Below are 26,213 nucleotides of genomic sequence, written 5' to 3' on the forward strand. Positions count from 1 at the left end.
CCTTTCTTATCTCTTAATAGAATCGATAAGAATTTTAATAGATCACAAATGCATAACACGTAGAAACCGCCTTGCCAGCGAACAGACCCTCAAACGCTGATTCGCCGACAAGCCAGCCCCTACGGCATCGACCCACGCCATGCAGTACCCGACGACGGAGGTCATCCATGGCCCGTGTTTCCCTGCTCAGCCTGCCCCTGGCGGCGCCGTCCGACGGACGCCCGGGCTGGCCCCTGATCAGCCAGCGGCTGCTGCCCTGGCTGTTGCCCATCAGCCTGTTCGCCCTGTGGTGGCTGGCCAGCCGCAATCAATGGATGAGCGAACAGATCCTGCCGGCCCCGGCCCTGGTCTGGAGCAGTGCCCTGGAGCTGGCCCATGGCGAGCTGTGGAGCCATCTGGCGATCAGCCTGCAACGGCTGGTCTGGGGCCTGCTGGCGGGTATCGCCGCCGGCGCCCTGCTGGGGGGTGCCCTGGGCTTCAGCCGACGCCTGGAGCGCCTGGTGTTTCCCACCTTCGGCGCCCTGTCGCAGATCCCCACCCTGGCCTGGATTCCGTTGTTCATGGTGTTTTTCGGCATCGGCGAAGTGCTCAAGCTGGTGGTGCTGATCAAGGCGGTGGTGGTGCCCGTGACCCTGCACACCCTGGTGGGCGTGCGCGATGCCCAGCCCCGGCTGCGGGAAGCCGCCGCGGTGCTGCGCCTGCCGCCGGCGCTGCTGGTGCGCCGCCTGGTGCTGCCCGCTGCGCTGCCGGCCTTCATGGCCGGGGTGCGCCTGGCGCTGGCCACCGGCTGGACCTCGCTGCTGGCAGTGGAACTGCTGGCCTCCAGCGAAGGCATCGGCTACCTGATGGTCTGGGCACGCCAGCTGTTCATGCTGGACATCGTCTTCGTGTGCATCCTGGTGATCGGCCTGCTGGGGGTGTGCATGGACCGCGGCATCGGCTGGCTCGACCGCCGGCTGGTGCACTGGCCGCACCCGGCCACCGCCGAATTCCGTCGCGGCCCGCGCTACCAGGGCTGGCAGCGCCTGCAACCCTGGCTGCTACCCCTGGCGCTGCTGGCCCTGTGGCAAGTGGCGAGCGACCAGCAGTGGGTCGACCCGAACATCCTGCCCAGCCCCCTGGCGGTACTCGCCACCACCGGCAACGGCCTGCTCGATGGCAGCCTGCTGGGGGGCATGGGCCTGAGCCTGGGCCGCACCCTCGGCGGCCTGCTGCTGGGCGGCGGCCTGGGCTTTGCCTTTGGCCTGCTGCTGGGCCTGTCGCGGTTCAGTGAACGCCTGCTGGGCCCGACCCTGGCCGCCATCCGCCAGATCGCCATCTTCGCCTGGGTACCGCTGCTCACCGCCTGGTTCGGCCTGGGGGAACTGGCCAAGTGGGTGTTCGTCGCCCTGGCCGCATTCTTCCCGCTGTTCATCGCCACCCAGCGCAGCGTCGCCCAGCTCTCGCCGCAACTGGCGGAAGCCGCCCAGGTACTGCGCCTGAACCTCTGGCAACGGCTGCGCCGGCTGGTGCTGCCCGGCGCCGCGCCGGGGATTTTCGCCGGCCTGCGCATCAGCCTGATCTACGCCTGGCTGGGCACCATCGGCGCGGAATACTTCATGCCGTCCAACGGCGGCATCGGCAGCCAGATGATCAGCGCCCAGCAACTGCTACGCATGGACCTGATCATGGCCGGCATGCTCCTGGTGGGCCTTACCGGGGCCCTGCTCAACCTGATCGGGCAACAACTCGAACTTCGCGCCACCCGCTGGAGACACGCATGAACGCACCCCTGGTCAGTTTCACTCACGTGGGCAAGACCTTCGCCGTCGCCGGTGGCGAGGTGGAGGCGATCCGCGAATTCAACCTGGACATCGCCGAAGGCGAGTTCGTCGCCATCGTCGGTTCCAGCGGTTGCGGCAAGTCCACCCTGCTGCGCCTGCTGATCGGCCTGGACACCGAGTTTCGTGGCCAGATCCGGGTCGACGGCAAGGCCGTCAGCGGCATCGGCGGCGAGCGCGGCATCGTGTTCCAGGAACACCGCCTGTTCCCCTGGCTGACGGTGGCCGAGAACATCGGCCTGGGGCTGGTCAACGAGCCCCTGAGCGCCGCCGAGCGCCAGCAGCGGGTCGGCGAATTCATCGAACTGGTGGGCCTCAAGGATTTCACCCGGGCCTATCCCCACCAACTGTCCGGCGGCATGGCGCAACGAGTGGCCATTGCCCGGGGGCTGGTAGCCAGCCCGCGGATCCTGCTGCTGGACGAACCCTTCGGCGCCCTCGACGCCCTGACCCGCCAACAGATGCAGGACGAACTGCTGGCGATCCGCGAGCGGGCCAAGATCACCACGGTGCTGGTGACCCACGATGTCGAGGAAGCGATCTTCCTCGCCGACCGGGTGGTGGTCATGGAACCGCGCCCGGGGCGGATCAAGCGCGTGGTCGAGGTGGCCCTGCCCCACCCGCGCCAGCGCAGCAGTTTCGACTTCCACCAACTGCGTGAGGAGCTGCTTCACGAACTGACCCGCGACGAGCTCTACCAGGCGCCTTCGCCGGTACAGATCCGCGACCTGCCCCTGACCTTCATTGCTTGCTGAACAGGAGTGACTCGATGCCGCAACGTCCCAACTTCCTGGTGATCCTGGCCGACGACCTGGGCTTCTCCGACCTCGGCGCCTTCGGCGGCGAGATCGCCACGCCGAACCTCGATGCCCTGGCCTTCAACGGCCTGCGCCTGACCGACTTCCACACCGCCCCCACCTGCTCGCCAACCCGCTCCATGCTGCTCACCGGCACCGACCATCACATCGCCGGGATCGGCACCATGGCCGAAGCCCTGACCCCCGAGCTGATCGGCAAGCCGGGCTATGAGGGTTACCTCAACGACCGCGTGGTGGCCCTGCCGGAACTGCTGCGCGAGGCCGGCTACCAGACCCTGATGAGCGGCAAATGGCACCTGGGGCTGACTGCCGAACGCGCGCCCCATGCCCGGGGCTTCGAGCGCTCGTTCTCGCTGTTGCCGGGGGCGGCCAACCACTACGGCTTCGAGCCGACCTACGACGAGCACACCCCCGGGCTGCTCAAATCCACGCCGGCGCTGTACATCGAGGACGACCGCTTCATCGATGAACTGCCAGCGGGTTTCTATTCCTCCGATGCCTTTGGCGACAAGCTCTTGCAGTACCTGAAAGAGCGCGACCAGAGCCGGCCGTTCTTCGCCTACCTGCCGTTCTCGGCGCCCCATTGGCCGCTGCAGGCTCCGGAGGAAATCGTCGCCAAGTACCGGGGCCGCTATGACGCCGGCCCCGAAGTGCTGCGCCGCGAGCGCCTGGAAAAACTCCAGGCCCTGGGCCTGGTGGACCCGCAGGTCGAGCCCCATCCGCTGATCAACCTGAACGCCGAATGGAACGCCCTCAGCGAAGAACAGCGCCAGGTGTCGGCACGGGCCATGGAGGTGTATGCGGCGATGGTCGAGCGCATGGACTGGAACATCGGCCGGGTGGTGGACTACCTGCGCCAGCAGGGCCAGCTGGACAACACCCTGATCCTGTTCATGTCCGACAACGGTGCCGAGGGCGCGCTGCTGGAAGCCTTCCCCAAGTTCGGCCCGGAGCTTTTGACCTACCTCAACCAGCACTATGACAACCGCCTGGAGAACATCGGCCGGGCCAACTCCTACGTCTGGTACGGCCCGGCCTGGGCCCAGGCGGCCACTGCGCCATCGCGGCTGTTCAAGGCCTTCACCACCCAGGGCGGAATTCGCGTGCCGGCGCTGCTGCACTACCCGCAACTGCCGCTCAAGGGGCAGATCAGCCACGGCTTCGGCACGGTGATGGACATTACTCCGACCCTGCTCGACCTGGCCGGCGTGCGCCATCCGGGCAAGCGCTGGCGCGGGCGCGATGTGGCGCCACTGCGGGGCAAGTCGTGGCTGGGCTTTCTCTCCGGCGAAACCGCCCGGGTGCATGACGAACAAACGGTAACCGGCTGGGAGCTGTTCGGCCGCCGGGCAATTCGCCAGGGCCAGTGGAAGGCGGTGTACATCCCCGGCCCCGTGGGCCCGGCGACGTGGCAGCTGTACGACCTGGGCCAGGACCCGGGGGAGATTCACGACCTGGCCCACAGCCAGCCGGAAAAACTGCGCACCCTGCTGGAAGAATGGCAGCGCTACGTGGATGAAACCGGAGTGATCCTCAGCGAATCACCGTTCCAGCCGGATTGATCTTGCAGGAGCTGGCTTGTCTATGAACCGGCCCCTGGAGGAGCCTGCTTGTGTAGGAGCTGGCTTGCCAGCGAAGGCGTCCTCCAGAACAACACAAGTCTCCAGGGCCCTTTCGCCGGCAAGCCGGCTCCTACGGGGTGCGTTTGGGTTGTCGGTGAATACACCGAGCTGCGCCAGGCGCTGGCCTCAGCCTCGGGTGATGCGGCAAGCCGGGGTATTCGGCAGTTCCTTGACCACGACGTAATGCCCAGCCCGGTTTTTCTCGACCCGCAACGGCGAAGCGGCCAAGTAGCTGCCGTGCAGGCTCTGGTCGACAAAACAGATGGCGATGCCCTGCTTCCCCTGCTCCATCACTCTGACGCTGTAGACCCAGCTTTGCTCTTCGTCCACCGCGCTGTAGGTGCCCTCGGCGCCTGCGGCCTTCTCGTAGATCCGATAGGGCGTCTGGCCCAGCGTGGTGCCGTCCGGGTAATGCCGCGGCCGCAAGGAATTGCGAAAACCGTTCACTTCCAGATGCTTCAAGATACTCAGCGCCAGTGCCTCGTCACTGCCCTGCGCCACCGAGTCGGCCAGCGACACGCTGCCCATACTCATCAAGGCAACGGCGATCAATCGCCTTACCGCACTGCTCATACTGTCTCCCTGTCGTTGCCTCTTCGCGGATTCCGGGCGTTTCCCGGCACTGCGTGACCTTGGCTTAACGTTATCGGTCCTTGGGTATTTAACCAGAAAGACAGTCCGCCCCCTCAAGCCCGGGCGTTATGCGCCGGTTGCATCGCTTCGCGCTCCTGCCGGGTAAAGCGGTTGGCCCGGGCAAAGGTGCCGAAATCGTTGAAGCGCACGCCCATCTCGGCCATCACTTTATGCGCCACCGATGCCGTCATCTGGCGGATGTAGAACGGCTCCCTGACCACGAAATGGTGGATGCCGTGGGTGCTGCCGAAGTTGCAGCAGAAGGCCTGCAACGGCCACATCCACCAGGGGTTGAGTACCTGGGTCTGCTGGATCACGTTGCCCGGCTCGATGTCGCCGTAGTAGTGCATGTTGGAACTGACAAAGTGCAGGCAGAAGGTGCGCAGCACGTTGGGGCCGATGATCACCACCACGGCGATATCGACGTAGTGCATCAGCGACGCGGTGTCTTGCGACCACTGGATCGGGCTGCCCAGCAGGGCGGCCACGCCGTTGGCCCCATGAAAGCCCAGGAACACATACCAGGCGCCCCAATGCAGCAATGCCAGCGGCGCGTACACCGCCAGGGTACGAACGAGGATGCCCAGCTTGCGCCTGGCCCCCGGCGCCCGCAGCAGGCGGATGAAGGCCGCCATCATGTTGTCCCCCACCATCAGCAGGCGGGCGATGCCCCAGGGCTCGCCGTTGGTGATGGCGCGCTCCTCGATGTCGCTCTCGCTGCCGGACACCTTGTGATGATTCAGGTGCAGGTGGCGGCGCACCCAGGGGTTGATGGTACTCGGCCGCGCCAGCCACACCAGCCCCAGCATCAGGTTGTGGGGCAGGCGCTGCTTGCGAAAGTACATGCTGTGGATCAGGTCGTGTTCCAGCTCGTGGGTCAGGGAGGCGAAGAACGCGTTGAGCAGCAGGCACGCCCACCAGGCCAGGTGACCCGTGACATAGAGCAGCGCTGACCCCAGCATCCCCGACAGAGCGAACGCAAGGATCCCCGCGCCCAGCGCGTCCTGGTGCCGCAGCAAGGGAAAACGCCGGCGCAGTTCATCACCCCGGGCCAGGACCACCTGGCGTATATGCGCCGCCCGCTGCTGTGCGTTCATCCGCTCGGGGCTTGCAGAAATACCCTGCATGATTCCATCCTCTGGTCAGTGATGTGTGCATCCTGCCCCGAGCCCCGGCTCCGGGCGCTAGCCGTAAACGCCAACCTGTTGACCGGACGCGCCAATCGCATGACCGAAGCCACCTCCCTTGCCAGCTGGACCCGCGCCTTGCGCAAGCAACTGGACGCTCTGGACCTCGACAGCGCCGCACTGTGCCGCGAAGCCGGGCTCGACCCGCAATTGATGGACGACCCCAACGCCCGCTACCCGCTGTCGGCCACCACCCGCCTGTGGCATCTCGCCGTGCAGGCCAGCGGCGACCCGGCCATCGGCCTGCGGGTGTCGCGTTTTGTCAGCCCCACCACCTTCCATGCCCTGGGCTACGCCCTGGTGGCCAGCGGCAGCCTGCGGGAAGTGTTCGAGCGCATCGTGCGTTATCACCAGGTGGTCAGCGACGCCCTGGAACTGGCCCTGACCCGGGAAGCGGACCGCTACCGGTTCTTCCTCAAGGTGCCCGAAGGCGCGCCGCAACCGGCCTTCGAAGCCATCGACGCCTTTGCCGCGATCTACGTGCGCACCTGCCGCAACCGCCTGGGCCGTGACTACGCGCCGCTGGCCGTGCAATTGCGGCGCCCGGCCCCGGCGGACCCGAGCCAGTGGCACAAGGTATTCCGCTGCCCGGTGCAGTTCGCCGCCGTGGACGACTGCCTGGAGTTCGGCCTGCACGATTTCGACAGCCATCTGGACGACGCCAACCCGGAGCTGGCCGAGCACAACGAAGCGGTGCTCAAGCGCACCCTCCTGCAACTGCGGCCCCTGACCTGGGAGCGCAAGGTACGCGGGGTGATCGAAGCCCAATTGCCCGAAGGCGAACCTTCGGCCGAGCGAGTGGCCCAGGCCCTGCACCTGAGCCTGCGCAGCCTGCAACGGCACCTGGCGGATGAAGGCACGCGCTTTGACACCCTGCTCAACGAATGCCGGGAAAACCTCGCCCTGCTGCACCTGCGGGACCTGGAATGCTCCCTGAGCGAGATCAGCTACCTGCTGGGCTTTGCCGATGCCAGCAGTTTCAGCCGGGCATTCAAGCGCTGGACCGGGATGACCCCGGGGCAATTTCGCGACGGCCTGCGCTAAGCCCCTGCAACCTTGTAGCCGCTGCTGAGCCTGCGAAGCTGCGAACGACCGCAACGCGGGCGCAAATACTGCAGGCCGCTGAAGGCCTGGCGGCCTTGTCGCAGCCTCGCAGGCTCGGTAGCGGCTACAGGAGGGGGAAGCCCAGTTCGAATACCGTGGCCTGCTCATCGCTCGTGACCCGCACCTGGCCGCCATGCAGCAGTATGATCGAGTGCACGATGGCCAGCCCCAGGCCCCCGGAGTCCCCCGGCTCGGCTCGGGACGGGTCGACCCGGTAGAAACGGTCGAACAGCCGGGGCAGGTGCTCGGGGGCGATCGCCGGGCCCTGGTTGTGCACCTGCAACCAGCACCAGCCCGCTTCGTCGTGGCGCCGCAGGCGGATCAGCGACCCTGCATCGGCATGACGCACGGCATTGGCCAGAAGGTTGCCCAGGGCCCGTTGCAGCAATTGCTGGTCAGCCCGCAGCTCGCCGGAAAAACCGTTCTCCAGGCGCAACTGGCGGTCGTCGGCCAGGGCTTCGAAGTAGTCGCACAGTTGCGCCCCGACACCGGCCAGTGACAGTACCTGCAGGTCCAGCACCGCATCGGCCTGCTCGGCCCGCGCCAGGAACAGCAGGTTCTCGGCCATGCGCCCCAGGCGCTCGAACTCTTCCATGTTGGAGGCCAGCACTTCCTGGTACTCCGCCGCACTGCGCGGCTGGTTCAAGGCCAGGCCATTGCTGCCCAGGAGGTTGTGCAACGGCGTGCGGATCTCGTGGGCCAGGTCGGCGGAAAATTGCGACAGACGCTCAAAGCTCTCTTCCAGGCGCGCCAGCATGGCGTTCAGGGCCTGCACCGGCTCGTGGAATTCCGCCGGGATGCCGTTGGTGTGCAGGCGCCGGTCGAGGCTGCGCAGGTCGATCTGGCGGGCCGCTTCGCTGAGCTGGCGCAAGGGCTGCAAGCCCCGGCGCAACAGCAGCAGGCCCAGGGCGAAGGCCAGCAAGGCCCCCAGCCCCACCGCCAGGTACAGGCGCAGGCGGTAACTGGCGAGCATCTGCTCGCGCTCGCTGAGAACCTTGCCGGCGACCACGGTCAGGGCTTCGCCCTTGGGCCCCCGGGCCTGGCCCGCCAGCAGCGCCACCGGCACATCGTCCGGCCCCGGCCAGAGGCGGACATCGGTGCGTTGCGGCGCCTGTTGCAGCGCAATGGGGTCGAGCGCGGGCAGGGGCTGCCGGCGCGGGTTGATGTCGATCACCGTCGAGCCATCGGCCCGCAGCACCAGCAGCAGGCTTTCCTGGTTGCCCAGCATGTTCTGGTACAGCCGGGGCCGGGCTTGCAGGGCATCCAGGCTGTCGCTGTCCTGCAGCAGGGCCCGCACCTGTTCCAGGCGGCCGAGCAGGGCCAGGTCGTCGCGGTAGGCGATTTCCCCGGCCAGGGAACGGTAGAGGAACACCCCGATCACGCTGAGCACCAGGGCGCAGACCGCGGCAAAGGCCAGGGCCAGCCGCCAGGCGATGGAACTAGAGCGCTTCATCCGGGGCTTCCAGCTGGTAGCCGACGCCACGCACGGTGTGGATCAGCTTGGGCATGTAGGGGTCGTCGACCTTGGCCCGCAACCTTCGTACCGCCACTTCCACCATGTTGGTGTCGCTGTCGAAGTTCAGGTTCCACACCTGGGAGGCGATGAGGGTCCGCGACAGCACTTCGCCCTGGCGGCTGGCCAGCAGGTGCAGCAGGGCGAACTCCTTGTTGGTCAGGGCGATGCGCTGGCCGCCACGGCTGACGCGACGGCGCAGCACGTCGATCTCCAGGTCGGCGATGCTGAAGGACTCGGCCTCGCGCAGCGGTCCGCGGCGCAGCAGGGTGCGCACCCGGGCCAGTAGCTCGGCAAAGGCGAAGGGCTTGAGCAGATAGTCGTCGGCGCCCAGTTCCAGGCCGCGGACCCGGTCCTCGATAGCGTCGCGGGCGGTGAGGAACAGCACCGGGGTGGCACCGCGCTGGCGCACCAGTTGCAGCAACTGCCAGCCGTTGAGGCCGGGGAGCATGACGTCGAGGATGATCAGGTCGTACTCCTGCTGCTCGATGAAATAGCGCCCGTCCAGGCCGTTCAGGGCCACGTCCACGGCAAAGCCGGACTCTCCCAGGCCCTTGGCAAGGAAATGGGCGGTCTTGGCTTCGTCTTCAACTACCAGCAAACGCATGGCGCACCTCGGAAATGATCGGCACAGGCTAGGCGCCCGGCGCGCGCTTGCCCATTACAAACTTGTAATCAAGACGACGGAGTTCTGACGGAGTGCGCTGGCTAAGGTGGCCACCGGTCTTTATGGAGCTCGTTCGATGATCTGCAAACCTCTTGTCCTGGGCCTCGGCCTGAGCCTCGCCGGCACGGCCCTGGCGGCGCTCGAACTGCCGCGCCATGCCGAACTGGACCTGGCCGCCGCCCGCCAGTTGGCCGATGCCAGCCTGGCCCAGTGCACCGCGGCGGTATCGGTGCTGGACCGTGGCGGCAACCTGCTGGTGGCGATGCGCGGCGATGGGGTGGGCCCGCACAACGGCCCGGCCAGCCAGCGCAAGGCCTACACCGCGCTGTCGACCAAGACTTCGAGCCGGCTGTTCGCCGAACGGGCGCGCAACAACCCCGAGGCGGCCAATCTCAATACCTTGCCGGAGCTGTTGTTGCTCGGTGGCGGCCTTGCGTTGTTTGCCGGCAAGCAGTTGGTGGGGGCCATCGGGATTGCCGGGGCCGGTGGCGCAGCGCAGGACGAGGCGTGTGCGCTCCAGGCCGCGCAGCGGGTGGGGTTGGCTACCGAGGCCGGGCGTGAGTGATCGTGAAAGCCTGCGCCCGCGTTGCGGTCGTTCGCAGCCTCGCGGGCTCGGCAGCGGCTACAGGTTCTGTTGTTTGTTCAATCGAGGAAGGAGTGGGGCATGAATGTTTTGCGTAATAGTCTGGCGGCCATCGGCCTGTGTGGTTTGTCGAGCCTGGCCCTGGCGGCAGGCAATCCGTTGAGCGTGCACGTGCTGAACCTGGAGAACGGCCTGCCATCGCCGGGGGTCAAGGTGACCCTGGAGCAGCAGGTGGGCCAGGACTGGAAGCCCTTGTCCGAAGGGGTGACCAATGAGCAGGGGCGGATTGCCGAGCTGTTTCCGGCGGGCCGGGCGCTGACGGCCGGCGAGTATCGGGTGGTGTTCAAGACCGGCGAGTACTTCAGGCAAGCCAAGCGCGAGACCTTCTTTCCGGAGATCCCGGTGATCTTCGAGGTCAGGCAGACCGAGCAGCATTACCACATTCCGTTGTTGCTCAGCCCTTATGGGTTCTCGACCTATCGTGGCTCGTAGGAACCGGCTACCGGCGAAGGCGATCTCGCGGGCCCCTTCGCTGGCAAGCCAGCTCCTACGGGAGGCAGGGACATCGCGGGGGCTTCTATGGCGAGGTCAGGGCGCGCAGGCGCTCGGTGTCGAGGATTTCAATCTCGCCATAGCTCAGGCGCAGGATGCCCTGGTGCTGCAGCTCCTTGAGGATCTGGTTGGTGGTCTGGCGCGACAGCGAGAGCATCAGCGCCAGTTGTTCCTGGGGCAATTGCAGCACGCGGCGGGCCTGGGCCACTTCACCGTAGCCGGCGGCCATCGCCAGCAGGCGGCTGGCCACCCGCGCCGGGGCCGGCATCAGGCTCAACTGCTCCAGGTTGATAAAGGCCAGGCGCAGTTTGTGGCTCATCAGCAGGGCGAACTGGCGCCAGTATTGCGGCTGCTGCTCCAGTAGTTGCAGCAGATTCGCCTGCGGCACCTGGAGCAGGGTGCAGGCGCCCTCAGCGTAGGCATCGTGGGTACGGGGCTGGCCGTCGAACAGGCAGATCTCGCCGAACCAGTGGGGCGCTTCCATCAGGCTCAGCAAGGCCTCCTTGCCCTGCTCGCTGACCGCGCCCACCCGCACCGTGCCCTCGAGCACCGCGTACAGCCCACAGGGCGGATCGCCGCGCCGGAACAGGCACTGCCCCGCCGTCAGCCGGCGCAGGCGCGCACTGTCGAGCAAACTATTCTGTAAGGAAGCCGGCAGGTGGCTGAACCACTGGCCGGTCATCAGGCATTCACGCCACTGGTGCAGGTCCATGAACAGGTCTTTCCCTCAGGGCATCGCAATGATTGTCGCCTAGCTGACAGAGCCGAGCACCGCCGCCGGGCATGATCGAGCCACCCTAACGGAGGAACAACAATGAAAAGCCTCGTTGATCATCTCAGTCAATACGCCGCCTACCATCGCGATCCGCGCAATATCGCCAGCCACTTTATCGGCATTCCGATGATCGTGGTGGCGGTGGCCGTGCTGTTGTCGCGTCCCGCCTGGAGCATGGCCGGGCTGTCGTGGTCGCCGGCGTTGCTGCTGGCCCTGGCCGCGTCAGTGTTCTACCTGCGCCTGGAAGTGCGCCTGGGGGTGCTGATGACGGTGCTGATGGCGCTATCGGTGTGGGCCGGCCAGGTGCTGGCGGCGCAAAGTACCGGGCTCTGGCTGAGCAGCGGCCTGGGCCTGTTCGTGATCGGTTGGGTGATCCAGTTCATCGGCCATTACTACGAGGGCCGCAAGCCGGCCTTCGTCGATGATCTGTCGGGTTTGATCGTCGGTCCGCTGTTCGTGGTGGCCGAACTGGCGTTCCTGCTGGGGCTGCGCCACGACTTGAAACAGGCCATCGAGCAGCGCTCGGGCCCGGTGGCCCTGCGGCACAAGAAAGCCATGATCTGAAGCCCGGGAACGCTTCGGGAATATTGGGCCGGCCCCCGCAGGAGCCGGCTTGCCGGCGAAGAGGCCTTCGAGCCAGGTGCAAACCTGAAGGACGCTTTCGCTGGCAAGCCAGCTCCTACAGCGAGCGTGATGTCGGCGGGGTCAGAGGCTGGCGTGTTTCTGCCAGACCTTGGGCTTGAAGAACAGGGTTTCGCCACGGGCCAGGCCGATCAGGCTGTCGTGGTCCTTCACCACTTCGGCTTCGATCAGTTCGCTCTGCCCTTCCACCTTCAGGGTCACCCGGGTGGTGGCCCCCAGCGGACGGATATCCCGCACTTCGGCGGCGTGGTGGTCCTCCAGTTCGGAACGCGACAGCGACACTTCGTGAGGCCGGAACAACACGTGGTTGTCCTCCCCCAGGTGCAGGCGGTTGGAGTCGCCGAGGAAGTGGTAGACGAAGTCGCTGGCCGGGTTCTCATAGACGTCCCCCGGGGAGCCGATCTGTTCGATCACGCCCTTGTTCATCACCACGATGCGGTCGGCCACTTCCATGGCTTCTTCCTGGTCGTGGGTAACGAATACCGAAGTCAGGTTGATGTCTTCGTGCAGCCGCGCCAGCCAGCGCCGCAGCTCCTTGCGCACCTTGGCGTCGAGGGCGCCGAAGGGTTCGTCCAGCAGCAGCACCTTGGGCTCCACCGCCAGGGCGCGGGCCAGGGCGATACGCTGGCGCTGGCCGCCGGAGAGCTGTTCCGGGTAACGGTCGGAGAGCCAGTCCAGCTGCACCATGTTCAGCAGCTCGTGGACCTTCTCGGCGATCTTGCTCTCGCTGGGGCGCTGGTTCTTCGGCTTCATGCGCAGGCCGAAGGCAACGTTGTCGAACACGCTCATGTGGCGGAACAGGGCGTAGTGCTGGAACACGAAACCGACGTTGCGATCACGCACGTCGTGGCCCGAGACATCCTCGCCGTGGAACACGATGCTGCCTTGGTCCGGGGTTTCCAGCCCGGCGATGATCCGCAGCAGGGTGGTCTTGCCGCAGCCGGACGGGCCCAGCAGGGCCACCAGCTCGCCGCTCTGGATGTCCAGGTTGATGCTGTTCAGGGCCTTGAAGGCGTTGAAGTTCTTGCTGACGTTACGGACTTCGATCGACATGACTTATTCCTCCGCGGCGCTGGCGCGCAGGCGGTTGATTCGGGATTCGCTCCACTGCTTGAGCAGCAGGATGAACAACGCAAGGATCAGCAACAGGCTGGCGACGGCAAAGGCGGCGACGTGGTTGTACTCGTTGTAGAGGATTTCCACGTGCAGCGGCAGGGTGTTGGTGACCCCGCGAATGTGCCCGGAAACCACCGACACCGCGCCGAACTCACCCATGGCCCGGGCGGTACACAGCACCACGCCGTAGATCAGGCCCCATTTGATGTTGGGCACGGTGACGTGCCAGAACATCTGCCAGCCATTGGCCCCCAGCAACCTGGCGGCCTCCTCTTCCTGGGTGCCCTGCTCCTGCATCAGCGGGATCAGTTCCCGGGCAACGAAGGGCACGGTGACGAAGATGGTGGCCAGGACAATGCCCGGCAAGGCGAAGACGATCTGGATGTCGTGGTCCGAAAGCCACGGGCCGAACAGGCCCTGGGCGCCGAACATCAGCACATAGACCAGGCCGGCGATCACCGGCGACACCGAGAACGGCAGGTCGATCAGGGTCACCAGGATGCTCTTGCCGCGGAACGAGTACTTGCTCACGCACCAGGCCGCGCTGACCCCGAACACCAGGTTCAGGGGCACCGAGATCAGCACCGCGATCACCGTGAGTTTCAGCGCCGACAGGGCGTCGGGCTCGAAGATCGCATCGAAGAACGCCCCCAGGCCGAGCTTCAGGCCCTGGGACACCACGATGAACAGCGGCAGCAGCAGGAACAGGGCGAAGATCAGCCAGCCGAGGCCGATCAGCAGGCGCCGCGAGGTGGCGCTGCCACGGCGGGCGGCGTTGGCGGAGGACGCGGCGGAAATGGACGATTGGGACATGGTCGCGCCTCCTTAAGGTCGTTCGATGCGCCGCTGCAGCAGGTTGATCAGCAGCAGCAGCAGAATGAAGGAAACCACCAGCATCAGCACGCCGATGGAAGTGGCGCCGGTGTAATCGTACTGGTCGAGCTTGACCATGATCAGCAGGGGCAGGATCTCGGTCTTCATCGGCATGTTGCCGGCGATGAAGATCACCGAACCGTACTCGCCCACGCCCCGGGCAAAGGCCAGGGCAAAACCGGTGAGCCAGGCCGGCAGCAGGGCCGGTACCAGGATATGGCGGAACACCTGCCACGGCTTGGCACCCAGGCAGGCGGCGGCTTCTTCCACTTCACGGGGGATGTCCGCCAGCACCGGCTGCACCGTGCGCACCACGAATGGCAGGGTGACGAAGGTCAGTGCCAGGGTGATGCCCAGGGGGGTGTAGGCGATCTTGAAACCCAGGTCGGTGGCGAACTGCCCCACCAGGCCGGTGGGCGCGTAGAGCGCAGTCAGGGCAATGCCCGCCACGGCGGTGGGCAGGGCGAATGGCAGGTCGATCATGGCATCGATGATCTTGCGCCCGGGGAAGCTGTAGCGCACCAGGACCCAGGCCAGCAGGGTGCCGATGACGCCGTTGATGATGGCCGCATACAACGCGGTACCGAAGCTCAGCTTGAGCGCGGCGAGCACCCGTGGCGCCGAAATGATCGCCCAGAACTGTTCCCAGGTAAGTTGCGCGGCATGCACGAACATCGCCGCCAGGGGGATGAGCACAATCAGGCTGAGGTACACCAAGGTGTAGCCCAGCGTCAGCCCGAAGCCGGGTATGACGGGGGAGATACGACGCGACATAAGAGTCCTTGGTTAACGGAACGGATACGCAAAACCCGCAACTCAATGCGGGCTCTGCCTGGTAGGAGCCGGCTTGCCGGCCAAAGGGCCCGCAAGTCGTGCTTTGCCCTCAGGGGCGCCTTCGCTGGCAAGCCAGCCCCTACAACAGGGTTATTGCGCCGTGTAGATCTGGTCGAACACGCCACCGTCATTGAAGAATTTCGGTTGGGCAGTTTTCCAGCCGCCGAAGTCCTTGTCGATAGTTACCAGGTCCAGTTTCGGGAACTGCTGGGCATATTTGGCAGCGATGTCCTTGTCCCGTGGGCGGTAGAAGTTCTTCGCGGCAATTTCCTGGCCGGCCGGGCTGTACAGGTGCTTGAGGTAGGCCTCGGCGATCTGGGTGTTGCCTTTCTTCTCGGCGTTCTTGTCCACCACCGCCACTGGCGGCTCGGCGAGGATCGACAGCGAAGGCACGACGATATCGAACTTGTCGGCGCCGCCGTCTTCCTTGAGGGCCAGGAAAGCTTCGTTTTCCCAGGCCAGTAGCACGTCGCCCTGACCGTTGTTGACGAAGGTGATGGTCGAGCCGCGGGCCCCGGTGTCCAGCACAGGCACGTGCTTGAACAGCTCCTTCACATATTCCTGAGCCTTGGCTTCGCTGCCACCGGCTTTCAGGCCATAGGCCCAGGCGGCGAGGAAGTTCCAGCGTGCACCACCGGACGTTTTCGGGTTCGGGGTGATCACCGAGACGTCTTTCTTGATCAGGTCGCCCCAATCCTTGATGCCCTTGGGGTTGCCCTTGCGCACCAGGAACACGATGGTCGAGGTGTAGGGCGTGCTGGCGTCGGGCAGGCGCTTCTGCCAGTCCGCCGGCAGGGTCTTGCCGAGCTTGGCGATTTCGTCGATGTCACCGGCCAGGGCCAGGGTCACCACGTCGGCCCGCAGGCCGTCGATCACCGCCCGGCCCTGCTTGCCGGAGCCACCGTGGGATTGCTGGATCTTCACGTTGTCGCCCGGGTGGTCCTTCTTCCAGAAGTTCACGAACTCGGCGTTGTAATCCTGGTACAGCTCACGGGTCGGGTCATAGGACACATTGAGCAGCTCATAGTCCTTGGCAACGGCGGAACCGGCGAAAACGGCGCTGGCGAGGGCGGCCAGGGCATAACGGCGAATCGACGACATGGTGAAGCTCCTGAAATTTTTTAAGGTGCTGGCATTTTTCTTATGGCGATTTCAGCCCGCATTCGAAAAGGAACGCTGGGATTCGTGCAGGGGGTCATGGATGACGCCCTCCGGTTGACCAGTCGGGCCTCTCGTTCGCGAGAGGGTGACGCGGTGTTCAGCGAGGTACTTTCAACTCGGTTTGTGGCCGGGCTGCTGCAGACGGAATTTTTCCTTGCGTTCGATCTGCACGACCTGGGCGTTGTGCACGGTGATTTCCACCGCACCGAAGCGCAGGTCGCGCAGTGCGCTTTGAATTTCCCGCAAGATGGTTGCTTCGTCCTGGCCGTCAACGCTACGTAGAGATGCGCTCATGGTGTTGCTCCTGAGTGGGATGTGCCTGGCAGTGGCGGCACTGCTTGCGGCGTGGGAGCAATACTAGATAGGGCCGGATATTCTTAAAAATACTATTTAAGAATGTTTATATAACCAGAAGAAATTATTCGAGCTGACAGCAGCTTAGCCCCAACCCTGTAGCCGCTGCCGAGCTTCAGCGAGGCTGCGCAAAGGCCCCCAGGGCCTTGCCTGGCGCCCTTGCGCCAAACCTCAACACCGCGCCTGCCACGTCGGTATGCCGCCCAAACCGTTCGCAGCCTGCGCCAGCGGCTACAGGGATCAACGGATCTGCGGGGCGTTGCTCCAGACCAGTTGCGCCGCCGGCATCGGCCGGCCGAACCAGTAGCCCTGGCCCAGGTCGCAGGCGTGTTCCAGAAGAAAACGCGCCTGTTCCACCTGCTCGATACCCTCGGCATGCACCTGCATGCCCATGCTCTGGGCCAGGGCAATGATTACCCGGGATATCGCTGCATCGTCCTCGTCGAACGGCAGGCCGGCGACAAAACCCTGGTCGATCTTGAGCTTCTGCACCGGCAGGCGCTTGAGCCGCAGCAGGGAGGAGTAGCCCGTGCCGAAGTCGTCGATGGCCAGGCGAATACCCAGCTCGCGCAAACGGTGCATCTGCTCCAGGGCCACTTCGGGATCGTCCATCACCGCGCTTTCGGTGACTTCCAGCTCCAGGTAGGCCGGGTCCAGCCCGGTCTCGTGCAGCACCTGGGCCACCTGCTGGTACAGCTCGCTGCGGGCGAACAGGCGGGTCGAGACATTCACCGCGATAAACGACAGCACCACGCCATCGGCCTGCCACTGGCACATCTGCCGGCAAGCCTGCTGCATGACCCAGGCATCGATCTCGGCAATCATCCCGGTGCGCTCGGCAATCGGTATGAACTCCGCCGGCGACACCAGCCCGCGCTCGGGATGCTCCCAGCGCACCAGGGCCTCGACGCCTACCAGGCGGCTGGTCTTGAGGTCGTGCACCGGCTGGTAATAGACCCGCAGTTCCTGCTGGTCCAGGGCGCGGCGCAGCTCGAAGGCGATTTCCACCCGCTGCTGGGCATGGGCGGTGAGCTCCTCGGTGTACAGGGCGTAACCGTTGCGCCCGGCGCTTTTGGCCTTGAACAGCGCCGCATCGGCGTTGCGCAGCAGTTGGCTGGCACTCAACGCGTCGCTGGGAAACAGGCTGATACCGATACTGGCGTTGATCACCACCTGCTGCTCGCCGAGCTGGAAGGGCTCCTTGAGGCCGTCGATGATGCGCTGGGCCAGGGCCGCCGCCTGCACCAGCTGCGGGCAGCTTTCGGCCAGCACCGCGAACTCGTCGCCGCCCAGGCGCGCCAGGGTGATGCCCGGGCCGAACATCCCGCCCAGCCGCTCGGCAACCGCCTTGAGCAGTTGGTCGCCGACGTTGTGCCCCAGGCTGTCGTTGATCATCTTGAAGTGGTCCAGATCGATCATCAGCATGGCGCAGCCGCGCTTGTGGATCTGCGCCGAAGCCAGGGCCTGTTCGGCACGGTCGGTGAACAGCAGGCGGTTGGGCAGGTCGGTCAGCGGATCGTGATGGGCCAGGTGAGCCAGCTCGTGCTCGGAATCCTTGATCGCGCTGATGTCGGAAAATACCGCAACGTAATGAGTCAGCTCGCCCTGCTCATCGCGGATCGCGCGGATGGTCTGCCATTGCGGGTAGATCTCGCCGCTCTTGCGCCGATTCCAGATTTCACCGCTCCACTCATCGGTCTTCTGCAACGAGTCGAACATCGATTGATAGAACTGCGCCGAATGATGCCCGGACTTGAACAGGCTCGGCTGGCGGCCCAGCACCTCTTCGCGCTGGTAGCCGGTGATTTCGATGAAGGCGCGGTTGACGTGGACGATCTGCCCCTGGGTATCGCTCACCAGCACCCCTTCGCGGGTGCAGTCGAATACCGCCGCCGCCTGGCGCAGGCGCTCGCGGTCCTTCTGCTGGTGGCGCAGCCAGCGATCGGCCCCCAACACCCGCAGCAGACGGGCCCGGGCGAAGAAGATCAGCACCGCGCTGACCACCGCCCAGGCATAGCCGCCAACCAGTTGCCAATGGGCCCGATCGGAAAACTCATCGAAGAAACTGCTCAATAAGTAACCACTGAACTGCAACCAGACCAGCGACAACAGCAGATAGAGCAGCGCGGCACGCAAACCATTGCGATAAGAAACCGACATAAGTCCGTCTATTTCCACACGAAAAGTTTGGGATTATAGAGGAAGAAACATTCCGCCACTCTTATCTGAAAGGGCGACTGGTTTTCTCAGTGGGCTTAGTGATAATGCCTGGGCTGTTTTTTTCTTTATCGAGGGCCTTATCGCCTATGTGGTACGAAGGTTTACTTGGCTTGTCCGCCTGGCAACTGGTGGCAGTCACCCTGTTGATGACCCACGTGACCATTGTCGCGGTCACGGTCTATCTGCATCGCTATTCCGCGCACCGTTCCCTGGAACTCAACGCCGGCCTGAAACATTTCTTCCGCTTCTGGCTGTGGCTGACCACGGCGCAGAACACCCGCGAGTGGACCGCCATCCACCGCAAGCACCACGCCAAGTGCGAAACCGCCGACGACCCCCACAGCCCGGTGGTCAAGGGCCTGTCCACTGTGCTGCGCAAGGGCGCCGAGCTGTATCGCGAAGAGGCGAAGAACCCGGAGACCCTGCGCATCTACGGCAAGAACTGCCCGGAAGACTGGATCGAACGCAACCTCTACAGCCGCTACAAGCTGGGCGGCGTGGCGCTGATGGCAGCCATCGACCTGCTGCTGTTCGGCACCATCGGCATCACCATCTGGGCCATCCAGATGATGTGGATTCCGTTCTGGGCCGCCGGGGTCATCAATGGCCTGGGGCATGCGGTGGGCTACCGCAACTTCGAATGCCGCGACGCCGCCACCAACCTGGTGCCCTGGGGCATCATCGTCGGCGGCGAAGAGCTGCACAACAACCACCACACCTACCCCAACTCGGCCAAGCTCTCGGTGAAGAAGTGGGAGTTCGACCTGGGCTGGGCCTGGATCAAGGTCTTCAGCTTCCTGCGTCTGGCCAGGGTCCAGCGCGTGGCGCCCATCGCCCACCGGGTCGAAGGCAAGGGCCACCTGGACATGGACACCGCCATGGCCATCCTCAACAACCGGTTCCAGATCATGGCCCAGTACCGCAAGCTGGTGATCGGCCCGCTGGTGAAACAGGAACTGGCCAAGGTCGATCATTCGGTGCGCCACCAGTTCCACCGCGCCAAGCGCCTGCTGTCCCGGGAAACCAGCCTGCTGGAAGACCGCCACCACCTGCGCATCCAGAGCATGCTGGAGCACAGCCAAGCCTTGAAGGTGATCTACGAGAAGCGTCTGGCCCTGCAGCAGATCTGGGTCAAGACCAGCTCCAACGGCCACGACATGCTCGCGGCCATCAAGGATTGGGTACACGAGGCCGAGGCCAGCGGCATTCAGTCCCTGCGTGATTTCGCCCATCAGCTCAAGACCTATTCCCTGCGTCCCACCACCGCCTGACCCCAGCCCCTCGCCACTCCCGTGGCGAGGGGCTGCCCTTCTGAAATCAAGCCTTGCAGGCCCCTCTCGACCGTCTGGCGGGCGCTCGCGCTATCGCTGTAGCGGCCGGGAACTTAGCGCCCGATCCCCTATCTCAAACAACACTTCGCCACCCAGGCGGGCTTGGTTGTAGCCGCTGCCTAACGGCGCGCGGCACGCCCTTTGAGATCTGTGCCGATGGTCAACAAGAACCCACACACTCCCTCTGCGCTTCCACAGTGGCCCGAAGCCGCGCAAACCCTGATGGCCCTGATGCATGCACAGGGCGAAGTGGCCCGCCTGACCGAACGCGAGCAGCTGTTCAGCTCGCTGCTGGTCAGTGTCAACGCGGTGCTCTGGGCCTTCGACTGGGACAGCCGCCAGGTGCTGTACGTCAGCCCGGCCTATGAACGGATCTTCGGTCGCCCCGCAGGCCTGCTCCTGGCGGACTGCAATCAATGGCGCGACAGCATCTACCCCGATGACCTGGAGTACGCCGAGCGCAGCCTGGCCCAGGTCCTGGAAAAGGGCGCGGTGGAAGATCGCGAGTACCGCATCATCGATGCCCAGGGCCAGGTGCGCTGGCTCAGCGACAAATGCTTCATCAACCGCAATGCCGAGCCCGGGCAACGCCTGATCGTGGTCGGCATCGCCGAAGACATCACCGAAAAGAAGCAGCTGGAAACCGAGTTGCAACGCCTGGCCACCACCGACGTGCTGACCCAGAGCAGCAACCGTCGGCACTTCTTCGAATGCGCCAACCGCGAGTTCGAGCAGGCGCGCCTGCAAGGCTCGTCCCTGGCCTTCCTGCTGCTGGATATCGATGACTTCAAAGTGATCAACGACACCTACGGCCACCCCGAAGGCGACATCGTCCTGCAGCGCATCGCCGAAAGCGGGCGCGCGGCCCTGCGTCGCGGCGACCTGTTCGGGCGGATCGGTGGCGAGGAGTTCGCCGCGGTTTTTCCCGGCTGCACCGCGGACATGGCGCGCCAGGTAGCCGAGCGCCTGCAACGGGAGATCCAGCGCCAGAATTTCAGCCACCAGGGCCAGACGTTCACCATCACCGTGAGCCAGGGCCTGACCGGCCTGCTGGCGGAAGACGAAAGCCTGGACAACCTGTTCGCCCGCGCCGACAGCGCCATGTACGAAGCCAAGCGCCAGGGCAAGAACCGCATCATCACCGGATAAACCCGCGATCACTCGCCCGTAGGAGCTGGCTGGCCCGCAAGGCTTGCACAAGACTCGAAGGCCTCTTCGCCGGCAAGCCGGCTCCTACAGTGGTTCAGCCCTTGCGCAGGCGGGTCAGTTCCGGCAGCCCGACCTTCAGCAGCCGCGCGGTCTTGCAGCGCGCGATCTCTTCCACCCCTTCGTGCTCGGTCAGCCGCGCCAGCTGCGCCGCCAGGTTCATCACCAGCGCCTCGCGGGAATACACCCCACCGCCCAACTGGTAGATCGAGGCAATCAGTTCCCGCAGTTCAAGGGGCATGCGCCAGCGGGTCCGCAGCGCCGAGCCGTAGGCCGCGCCAAAGCGCTCCAGGGCATCGCCGATTTCTTCCTGGTCGTCCAGCTCGCCGCCGGCCTGTTTCCACTCCTGCAAGCAACGCAGCAACGCCAGATCGCCCAGGCGATGCAGTAGCCCGGCGCAGTAGCAGCGCTCCTGGTCCAGGTCCAGCAGGCGCGCCAGGGTCCGGCCGTATTCCGCGGTATGCAGGGACAGCTCCCAATAGCGCTCGGCATAGTCGGCCAGGGCCGGATCGCTCAGGCGCGCGCTGCGCTTGAGGGTCAGGCCGAGGATCAGGTTCATGCTCTGCCCGGTGCCCAGCCGATGCAGGGCCTGGGACAGGGTCTGCACGCCGTCGCCATGGTGCTGCGCGGCGCTGTTGGCTGCAGCGATCAGCACCGCGGTGACCTGGGGATCGGTGCGGATCTCTTCCTCCAGCACCTTGAGGTCCAGGCCTTCGGGGTTGAGGCTGCGCTTGACCGCCAGTTGCACATCGGTGAGCAGCGGCGCGCCGTCGGCCACATCGCGCCGGCGTTCGAGAAAGGGCCACAGGGTCATGCCCGGCGCCAGGGCCGGCACCTCGCAGGAGACTTCCTGGCCGGCGTCCAGCAGCAGGCCCTGCAGGCGCTGGGTCAGCCCCTCCATGTTCAGGGGCTTGGTCAGGTAGGCAGTGGGCGCCAGGGGCAAGGCCTCGCGCACGCTGGCGCTGTCGCTGCGCACGCTCAGCAGGATGAACGGCTGCACCGGGTTGCGCTTGCGCTGGCGCACCGCGCGCAGCAGCGACAGGCCATCGATGCCCGGCAGCTCCCAATCGGCAATGATCAGGTCATAGGGTTTGGCGCTCAGCAGGTCCATGGCCTCCTGACCGTCGGCACACAAGTCCAGACGCGCATCACAGCGCACGTTCAACAGCACTTGCTTGAGCAAATCACGAGACCAGGGATCAGCCTCGGCAATCAGCACGCGAGGTACAGCGGGTAAATCAACAGCGGTCATGCAGCACGCTCCCTAGGCAATCCCTTGCACCTTAGTCAATGCGCGGGCTTCCATACAACGCAAATCCCCCTGGAGCCGCCTGAGGGCGAAAAAAAACCCGCCGAAGCGGGTTTTTCTGTCGATCAGGTCACAGCGTCATCAGAGTTCAGCGAAGCACTCTTCGATGATGGCCAGGCCTTTGTCCAGCTGGGCATCCGGCGAGGTCAGCGGCACCAGAACCCGCAGAACGTTGCCGTAGGTGCCGCAGGACAGCAGGATCAGCCCCTTGTCGCGAGCCTTGGCCACGACCTGGGCCACGGCAGCGGCGTTCGGCTTGTGGCTGTCGCCATTCTCGAACAGTTCCACCGCGATCATCGCGCCCAGGGCACGCACTTCACCGATCACCGGGTACTTGGCCTGGATGGCCTTGAGGCCGGTCACCAGGCGCTCGCCAACAGCCTTGCAGCGATCCAGCAGGTGCTCTTCCTCGAACACTTCCATCACCGCCAGGGCCGCCGCACAGGCGATCGGGCTACCGGCGTAGGTGCCGCCCAGGCCGCCTGGAGCGATGGCGTCCATGTACTCGGCCTTGCCGCAGACACCGGCCAGCGGGAAGCCGCCGGCGATGGACTTGGCGAAGGTGGTCAGGTCGGCGGTAACGCCCATCTGTTCCATGGCGAAGAAGGTGCCGGTACGGCCAGCGCCGGTCTGCACTTCGTCAGCGATCAGCAGGATGCCGTGCTGGTCGCACAGGGCGCGCAGGCGCTTCATGAACTCTTTGGGCGCGACGTAGAAGCCGCCTTCGCCCTGCACCGGCTCGATGATGATCGCGGCGATATCACGAGGCTCGGCGTCGTTCTTGAAGATGCGCTCGATGCTGGCGATGGAGTCATCGATGCTCACGCCGTGCAGTTCATTCGGGTACAGCGCGCGGAAGATGCCGCCTGGCATCAGGCCCATGCCGGCCGAGTAAGGCACGACCTTGCCGGTCAGGCCCAGGGTCATCATGGTGCGGCCGTGGTAGGCGCCGGTGAAGGCGATCACGCCGGCGCGGCCAGTGGCGGCACGGGCGATCTTCACGGCGTTCTCTACGGCTTCGGAACCGGTGGTCACCAGCAGGGTTTTCTTGGCGAAATCACCTGGCACCTTGGCGTTGATTTTCTCGCACAGCTCCACGTAAGGCTCGTAGGCCAGGACCTGGAAGCAGGTGTGGGTCAGCTTGTTCAGTTGCTCGGTCACCGCGGCGATGATCTTCGGGTGCACGTGACCGGTGTTCAGTACCGCGATACCGCCGGCGAAGTCGATGAACTCGCGGCCTTCAACGTCGGTGACGGTGGCGTTCTTCGCGCTGTCGGCGAAGATCGGGTGAATCTGGCCAACACCGCGCGGTACAGCGGCTTCACGGCGTTTCATCAAAGATGCGTTGGTCTTGCTCATAGTGTCCTCATTCACCGCTGCGGCAGCGGTGTGATTCAAGGGTTGCGGGGCGGGGAAGCGCCTGCGACAGCATGCGATGATCGACTGTCGGAGCGGTCCCGGGCCACCTTGAAAAGTGCGTTTTTTAAAGCTGCGCAGGGGGACAGCGCTCTCGTGCCCCCGGCGCTTGAAACCGGATCAGATACCCAGGCAGAGGTATTTGATTTCCAGGTAATCCTCGATCCCGTACTTGGAACCTTCACGGCCCAGGCCCGAGGCCTTGATGCCGCCGAACGGCGCCACTTCGTTGGAGATCAGGCCGGTGTTGACCCCGACCATGCCGTATTCCAGGGCCTCGGCCACACGGAACACACGACCCAGGTCGCGGGCATAGAAGTACGAGGCCAGGCCGAACTCGGTGTCGTTGGACATGGCGATGACTTCGGCTTCGTCTTTGAAGCGGAACAGCGGCGCCAGTGGGCCAAAGGTTTCTTCCTTGGCCACGGCTGCATCCTTGGGCACGTTGACCAGGATGGTCGGCTCGAAGAAGTTGCCTTCCATGGACTTGCCGCCGGCCAGCAGGGTCGCGCCTTTTTTCAGGGCGTCGGCGATGTGTTCCTGGACCTTGGCCACGGCTTTTTCGTCGATCAGCGGGCCAGTGGTGGTGCCTTCTTCCAGGCCGTTGCCGATCTTCAGCTTGGCCACTGCAGCCTTCAATTTCTCGGCGAAGGCGTCGTAGACCGAATCCTGGATGTACAGGCGGTTGGCGCAGACGCAGGTCTGGCCGTTGTTGCGGTACTTGGAGATGATCGCGCCTTCGACGGCCTTATCCAGGTCCGCGTCGTCGAACACGATGAACGGCGCGTTGCCGCCCAGCTCCAGGGAGACTTTCTTGATGTCCTTGGCGCATTCGGCCATCAGCTGGCGACCGATCTCGGTGGAGCCGGTGAACGACAGCTTGCGCACGATCGGGTTGCTGGTGAGCTCGCCGCCGATGTCGCCGGCGCTGCCGGTGACCACGCTCAGCACGCCTTTCGGGATGCCGGCACGGTGCGCCAGTTCCACCAGGGCCAGGGCCGAGAACGGGGTTTGCGAAGCGGGCTTGATGACCATGGTGCAACCGGCGGCCAGGGCCGGGCCGGCTTTACGGGTGATCATCGCCGCCGGGAAGTTCCACGGGGTGATGGCCGCGGTCACGCCGATCGGCTGCTTGATCACGATCAGGCGCTTGTCGGGCTGGTGGCCGGGAATCACGTCGCCGTAGATGCGCTTGGCTTCTTCGGCGAACCATTCGATGAAGGAGGCGGCGTAGGCGATTTCGCCCTTGGCTTCGGCCAGCGGCTTACCCTGCTCCAGGGTCATCAGGCGACCCAGGTCGTCCTGGTTCTCGATCAGCAATTCATACCAGCGGCGCAGCTTGGTGGCGCGCTCCTTGGCGGTCAGGGCACGCCAGGCCGGCAGGGCCTTGTCGGCGGCCTCGATGGCGCGGCGGGTTTCGGCAGCGCCCATCTTTGGCACGGTACCGAGGATTTCACCGGTAGCGGGGTTGTTGACCTTGATCGTCTGGCCGTTGTCCGCGTCGACCCAAGCTCCATCGATGAAGGCTTGTTGGCGGAACAACTGGGCGTCTTTGAGCTGCATGTCGGCTTCCTTAACAGCACCGCGCATACGCGGGGCGAATTGTGATTGTAGAAAGGCGCCAGGTCAGGAGGAGAGCGCCGGGGCGCTGTCACCAGCCCGTGGCCAGGCTGCCGTCAGGAAAATCGTTCACTGGGTAAAAGCACGAAAAAGTCGCACACAAGAATAGACGTGCGTTTGGGCACCCAGGCAAGAGCGTTTGAAATCTCAAACGAATCCTAGGGTCAACGGGGGTAAAGGACAATAGGCTGTTCGAAAAAAAGAACGTAAAGGCGCCTAGCGGTAAAAAATCCGCTTCAACCTCCCATGCCGCCGGGCAAAAGACAACGCCCCCGCAGCCTATGGCAGGCGGCGGGGGCGCTGGCATGGCGCCTGGGGAACGGTCAGCTACTGAACGACTTGAGCACCGTCAACAGGCTGGTGAGGTTGTCGGCCACACCGCCCTGGGCGACTTTCTCGGTGGCCGACGCACCGGCGGTGGTGTCGACGCTGTAGATCTGCATCACGCCCTGGTTGGTGGCCGCCTGGGCCAGGGTGTTTTGCTGCTGCTGCGCCGAAACCGAGTTCTGGAACAGGATGGCCACGGACTGGCCCATGGACTGGTAGATGGTGCCCATCGACATGGCTGGCGCTTCGGCGACGACCTTGACGTTGGTCTGGGTGACGGCATCGGTGATTTGCGGACTGACTGTGCTCATAAAAACTCCATTTTTTCAGCAGGTAGGTTCAACGGAAAATCAGGCTTTCAGCCATCAGCTCTGAAAGGACTTGAGAACCGTCAGCAGGCTGGTGAGGTTGTCGGAGACCCCGCCCTGGGCGACTTTTTCGGTGGCCGCCGCCCCGGCGGTGGTGTCGACGCTGTAGATCTGCATCACGCCCTGGTTGGTGGCCGCCTGGGCCAGGGTGTTTTGCTGCTG

The 26,213-nt window shown here is 64.8% G+C and carries 25 protein-coding genes; 9 read left to right on the forward strand and 16 right to left on the reverse strand.

The features are described from left to right. The first annotated feature begins 167 nt into the window (after window positions 1-167). The 3 genes from AC1RCO_RS23130 to AC1RCO_RS23140 are packed head-to-tail and all read left to right on the forward strand — an operon-like array spanning window position 168 to window position 4,200. The gene (locus AC1RCO_RS23130; RefSeq protein WP_492618081.1) at window positions 168-1,763 is read left to right on the forward strand and encodes an ABC transporter permease; all 1,596 of its coding nucleotides are present in this window, start codon (window positions 168-170) and stop codon (window positions 1,761-1,763) included. Next, on the forward strand, window positions 1,760-2,575 hold the full coding sequence (locus AC1RCO_RS23135; protein ID WP_011058586.1) for an ABC transporter ATP-binding protein: 816 nt from the start codon (window positions 1,760-1,762) through the stop codon (window positions 2,573-2,575). The genes AC1RCO_RS23130 and AC1RCO_RS23135 overlap by 4 nt, the downstream gene beginning before the upstream one ends. Window positions 2,576-2,589: 14 nt before the next feature. Then, window positions 2,590-4,200 carry an arylsulfatase gene (locus AC1RCO_RS23140; protein WP_015633716.1) on the forward strand — a complete coding sequence of 537 codons (1,611 nt, stop codon included), beginning with the start codon at window positions 2,590-2,592 and terminating at the stop codon, window positions 4,198-4,200. Between the two features lie 186 nt (window positions 4,201-4,386). Here the strand turns inward: AC1RCO_RS23140 and AC1RCO_RS23145 are convergent, their stop codons facing one another. Further along, window positions 4,387-4,833, reverse strand: a complete 447-nt coding sequence (locus AC1RCO_RS23145; RefSeq protein WP_492618082.1) for a hypothetical protein — start codon at window positions 4,831-4,833, stop codon at window positions 4,387-4,389. A gap of 113 nt (window positions 4,834-4,946) precedes the next feature. Further along, complete coding sequence (locus tag AC1RCO_RS23150) at window positions 4,947-6,020, reverse strand: fatty acid desaturase (protein WP_065364760.1); 1,074 nt, start codon at window positions 6,018-6,020, stop codon at window positions 4,947-4,949. 99 nt (window positions 6,021-6,119) lie between these two features. Between AC1RCO_RS23150 and AC1RCO_RS23155 the strand changes: the two genes are divergently transcribed. Then, the gene (locus AC1RCO_RS23155; RefSeq protein WP_011058582.1) at window positions 6,120-7,124 is read left to right on the forward strand and encodes an AraC family transcriptional regulator; all 1,005 of its coding nucleotides are present in this window, start codon (window positions 6,120-6,122) and stop codon (window positions 7,122-7,124) included. A gap of 124 nt (window positions 7,125-7,248) precedes the next feature. Here the strand turns inward: AC1RCO_RS23155 and AC1RCO_RS23160 are convergent, their stop codons facing one another. Continuing rightward, window positions 7,249-8,637 carry a heavy metal sensor histidine kinase gene (locus AC1RCO_RS23160; RefSeq protein ID WP_169892870.1) on the reverse strand — a complete coding sequence of 463 codons (1,389 nt, stop codon included), beginning with the start codon at window positions 8,635-8,637 and terminating at the stop codon, window positions 7,249-7,251. Next, on the reverse strand, window positions 8,624-9,304 hold the full coding sequence (locus AC1RCO_RS23165; RefSeq protein ID WP_011058580.1) for a heavy metal response regulator transcription factor: 681 nt from the start codon (window positions 9,302-9,304) through the stop codon (window positions 8,624-8,626). The genes AC1RCO_RS23160 and AC1RCO_RS23165 overlap by 14 nt, the downstream gene beginning before the upstream one ends. 136 nt (window positions 9,305-9,440) lie before the next feature. Here AC1RCO_RS23165 and AC1RCO_RS23170 point away from each other — a divergent pair, with 136 nt between their 5' ends. Together AC1RCO_RS23170 and uraH are read left to right on the forward strand one after the other, a co-directional pair. Beyond that, the gene (locus AC1RCO_RS23170; protein WP_015633712.1) at window positions 9,441-9,929 is read left to right on the forward strand and encodes a GlcG/HbpS family heme-binding protein; all 489 of its coding nucleotides are present in this window, start codon (window positions 9,441-9,443) and stop codon (window positions 9,927-9,929) included. Between the two features lie 99 nt (window positions 9,930-10,028). Continuing rightward, entirely contained in the window at window positions 10,029-10,439 is a 411-nt protein-coding gene (gene uraH / locus AC1RCO_RS23175) for a hydroxyisourate hydrolase (RefSeq protein ID WP_011058578.1), read from the forward strand. Window positions 10,440-10,524: 85 nt separating this feature from the next. Here uraH and AC1RCO_RS23180 read toward each other — a convergent pair whose 3' ends face one another. Next, window positions 10,525-11,211, reverse strand: a complete 687-nt coding sequence (locus tag AC1RCO_RS23180; protein WP_011058577.1) for a Crp/Fnr family transcriptional regulator — start codon at window positions 11,209-11,211, stop codon at window positions 10,525-10,527. Window positions 11,212-11,313: 102 nt separating this feature from the next. Between AC1RCO_RS23180 and AC1RCO_RS23185 the strand changes: the two genes are divergently transcribed. Further along, window positions 11,314-11,838: an Mpo1 family 2-hydroxy fatty acid dioxygenase gene (locus AC1RCO_RS23185; RefSeq protein ID WP_011058576.1), complete on the forward strand. Its 525-nt coding sequence runs from the start codon at window positions 11,314-11,316 to the stop codon at window positions 11,836-11,838. A 141-nt stretch (window positions 11,839-11,979) separates the two neighbouring features. On the opposite strand, the gene AC1RCO_RS23190 is transcribed toward AC1RCO_RS23185, so the two are convergent. The 6 genes from AC1RCO_RS23190 to dibA all read right to left on the reverse strand — a co-directional run bounded on the left by AC1RCO_RS23190 (window position 11,980) and on the right by dibA (window position 18,414). Next, window positions 11,980-12,969: a sulfate/molybdate ABC transporter ATP-binding protein gene (locus AC1RCO_RS23190; protein ID WP_015633709.1), complete on the reverse strand. Its 990-nt coding sequence runs from the start codon at window positions 12,967-12,969 to the stop codon at window positions 11,980-11,982. Window positions 12,970-12,972: 3 nt separating this feature from the next. Then, window positions 12,973-13,845, reverse strand: coding sequence for a sulfate ABC transporter permease subunit CysW (cysW, locus tag AC1RCO_RS23195; protein WP_011058574.1), 873 nt, complete (start codon window positions 13,843-13,845; stop codon window positions 12,973-12,975). A gap of 12 nt (window positions 13,846-13,857) precedes the next feature. After that, complete coding sequence (gene cysT / locus AC1RCO_RS23200) at window positions 13,858-14,679, reverse strand: sulfate ABC transporter permease subunit CysT (RefSeq protein ID WP_492618083.1); 822 nt, start codon at window positions 14,677-14,679, stop codon at window positions 13,858-13,860. Window positions 14,680-14,829: 150 nt separating this feature from the next. Beyond that, the gene (locus tag AC1RCO_RS23205) at window positions 14,830-15,840 is read right to left on the reverse strand and encodes a sulfate ABC transporter substrate-binding protein (protein WP_011058572.1); all 1,011 of its coding nucleotides are present in this window, start codon (window positions 15,838-15,840) and stop codon (window positions 14,830-14,832) included. Window positions 15,841-16,011: 171 nt separating this feature from the next. Then, window positions 16,012-16,194, reverse strand: coding sequence for a sulfur starvation response protein OscA (oscA, locus tag AC1RCO_RS23210; RefSeq protein ID WP_011058571.1), 183 nt, complete (start codon window positions 16,192-16,194; stop codon window positions 16,012-16,014). 300 nt (window positions 16,195-16,494) lie between these two features. After that, the gene (dibA, locus tag AC1RCO_RS23215) at window positions 16,495-18,414 is read right to left on the reverse strand and encodes a phosphodiesterase DibA (RefSeq protein WP_011058570.1); all 1,920 of its coding nucleotides are present in this window, start codon (window positions 18,412-18,414) and stop codon (window positions 16,495-16,497) included. Between the two features lie 146 nt (window positions 18,415-18,560). Between dibA and desA the strand changes: the two genes are divergently transcribed. Continuing rightward, window positions 18,561-19,745 (forward strand): delta-9 fatty acid desaturase DesA, encoded by a 1,185-nt coding sequence (gene desA, locus AC1RCO_RS23220; RefSeq protein ID WP_011058569.1) that lies wholly within the window; start codon window positions 18,561-18,563, stop codon window positions 19,743-19,745. A gap of 216 nt (window positions 19,746-19,961) precedes the next feature. Beyond that, window positions 19,962-20,954: a GGDEF domain-containing protein gene (locus tag AC1RCO_RS23225; RefSeq protein ID WP_011058568.1), complete on the forward strand. Its 993-nt coding sequence runs from the start codon at window positions 19,962-19,964 to the stop codon at window positions 20,952-20,954. Window positions 20,955-21,048: 94 nt separating this feature from the next. On the opposite strand, the gene AC1RCO_RS23230 is transcribed toward AC1RCO_RS23225, so the two are convergent. From AC1RCO_RS23230 to AC1RCO_RS23250, 5 genes are all read right to left on the reverse strand, one after another. Continuing rightward, window positions 21,049-22,263, reverse strand: a complete 1,215-nt coding sequence (locus tag AC1RCO_RS23230; RefSeq protein ID WP_011058567.1) for a response regulator — start codon at window positions 22,261-22,263, stop codon at window positions 21,049-21,051. 138 nt (window positions 22,264-22,401) lie between these two features. Further along, entirely contained in the window at window positions 22,402-23,679 is a 1,278-nt protein-coding gene (gene gabT, locus AC1RCO_RS23235; protein WP_011058566.1) for a 4-aminobutyrate--2-oxoglutarate transaminase, read from the reverse strand. Between the two features lie 177 nt (window positions 23,680-23,856). Then, window positions 23,857-25,299 carry an NADP-dependent succinate-semialdehyde dehydrogenase gene (gene gabD / locus AC1RCO_RS23240; RefSeq protein ID WP_011058565.1) on the reverse strand — a complete coding sequence of 481 codons (1,443 nt, stop codon included), beginning with the start codon at window positions 25,297-25,299 and terminating at the stop codon, window positions 23,857-23,859. Between the two features lie 380 nt (window positions 25,300-25,679). Beyond that, entirely contained in the window at window positions 25,680-25,994 is a 315-nt protein-coding gene (locus AC1RCO_RS23245; protein WP_011058564.1) for a RebB family R body protein, read from the reverse strand. A 54-nt stretch (window positions 25,995-26,048) separates the two neighbouring features. Continuing rightward, a partial coding sequence (locus tag AC1RCO_RS23250) for a RebB family R body protein (protein ID WP_368994943.1) occupies window positions 26,049-26,213 on the reverse strand: 165 nt, incomplete at its 5' end.

The organism is Pseudomonas sp. GW823-FHT03E05 (assembly GCF_058796855.1).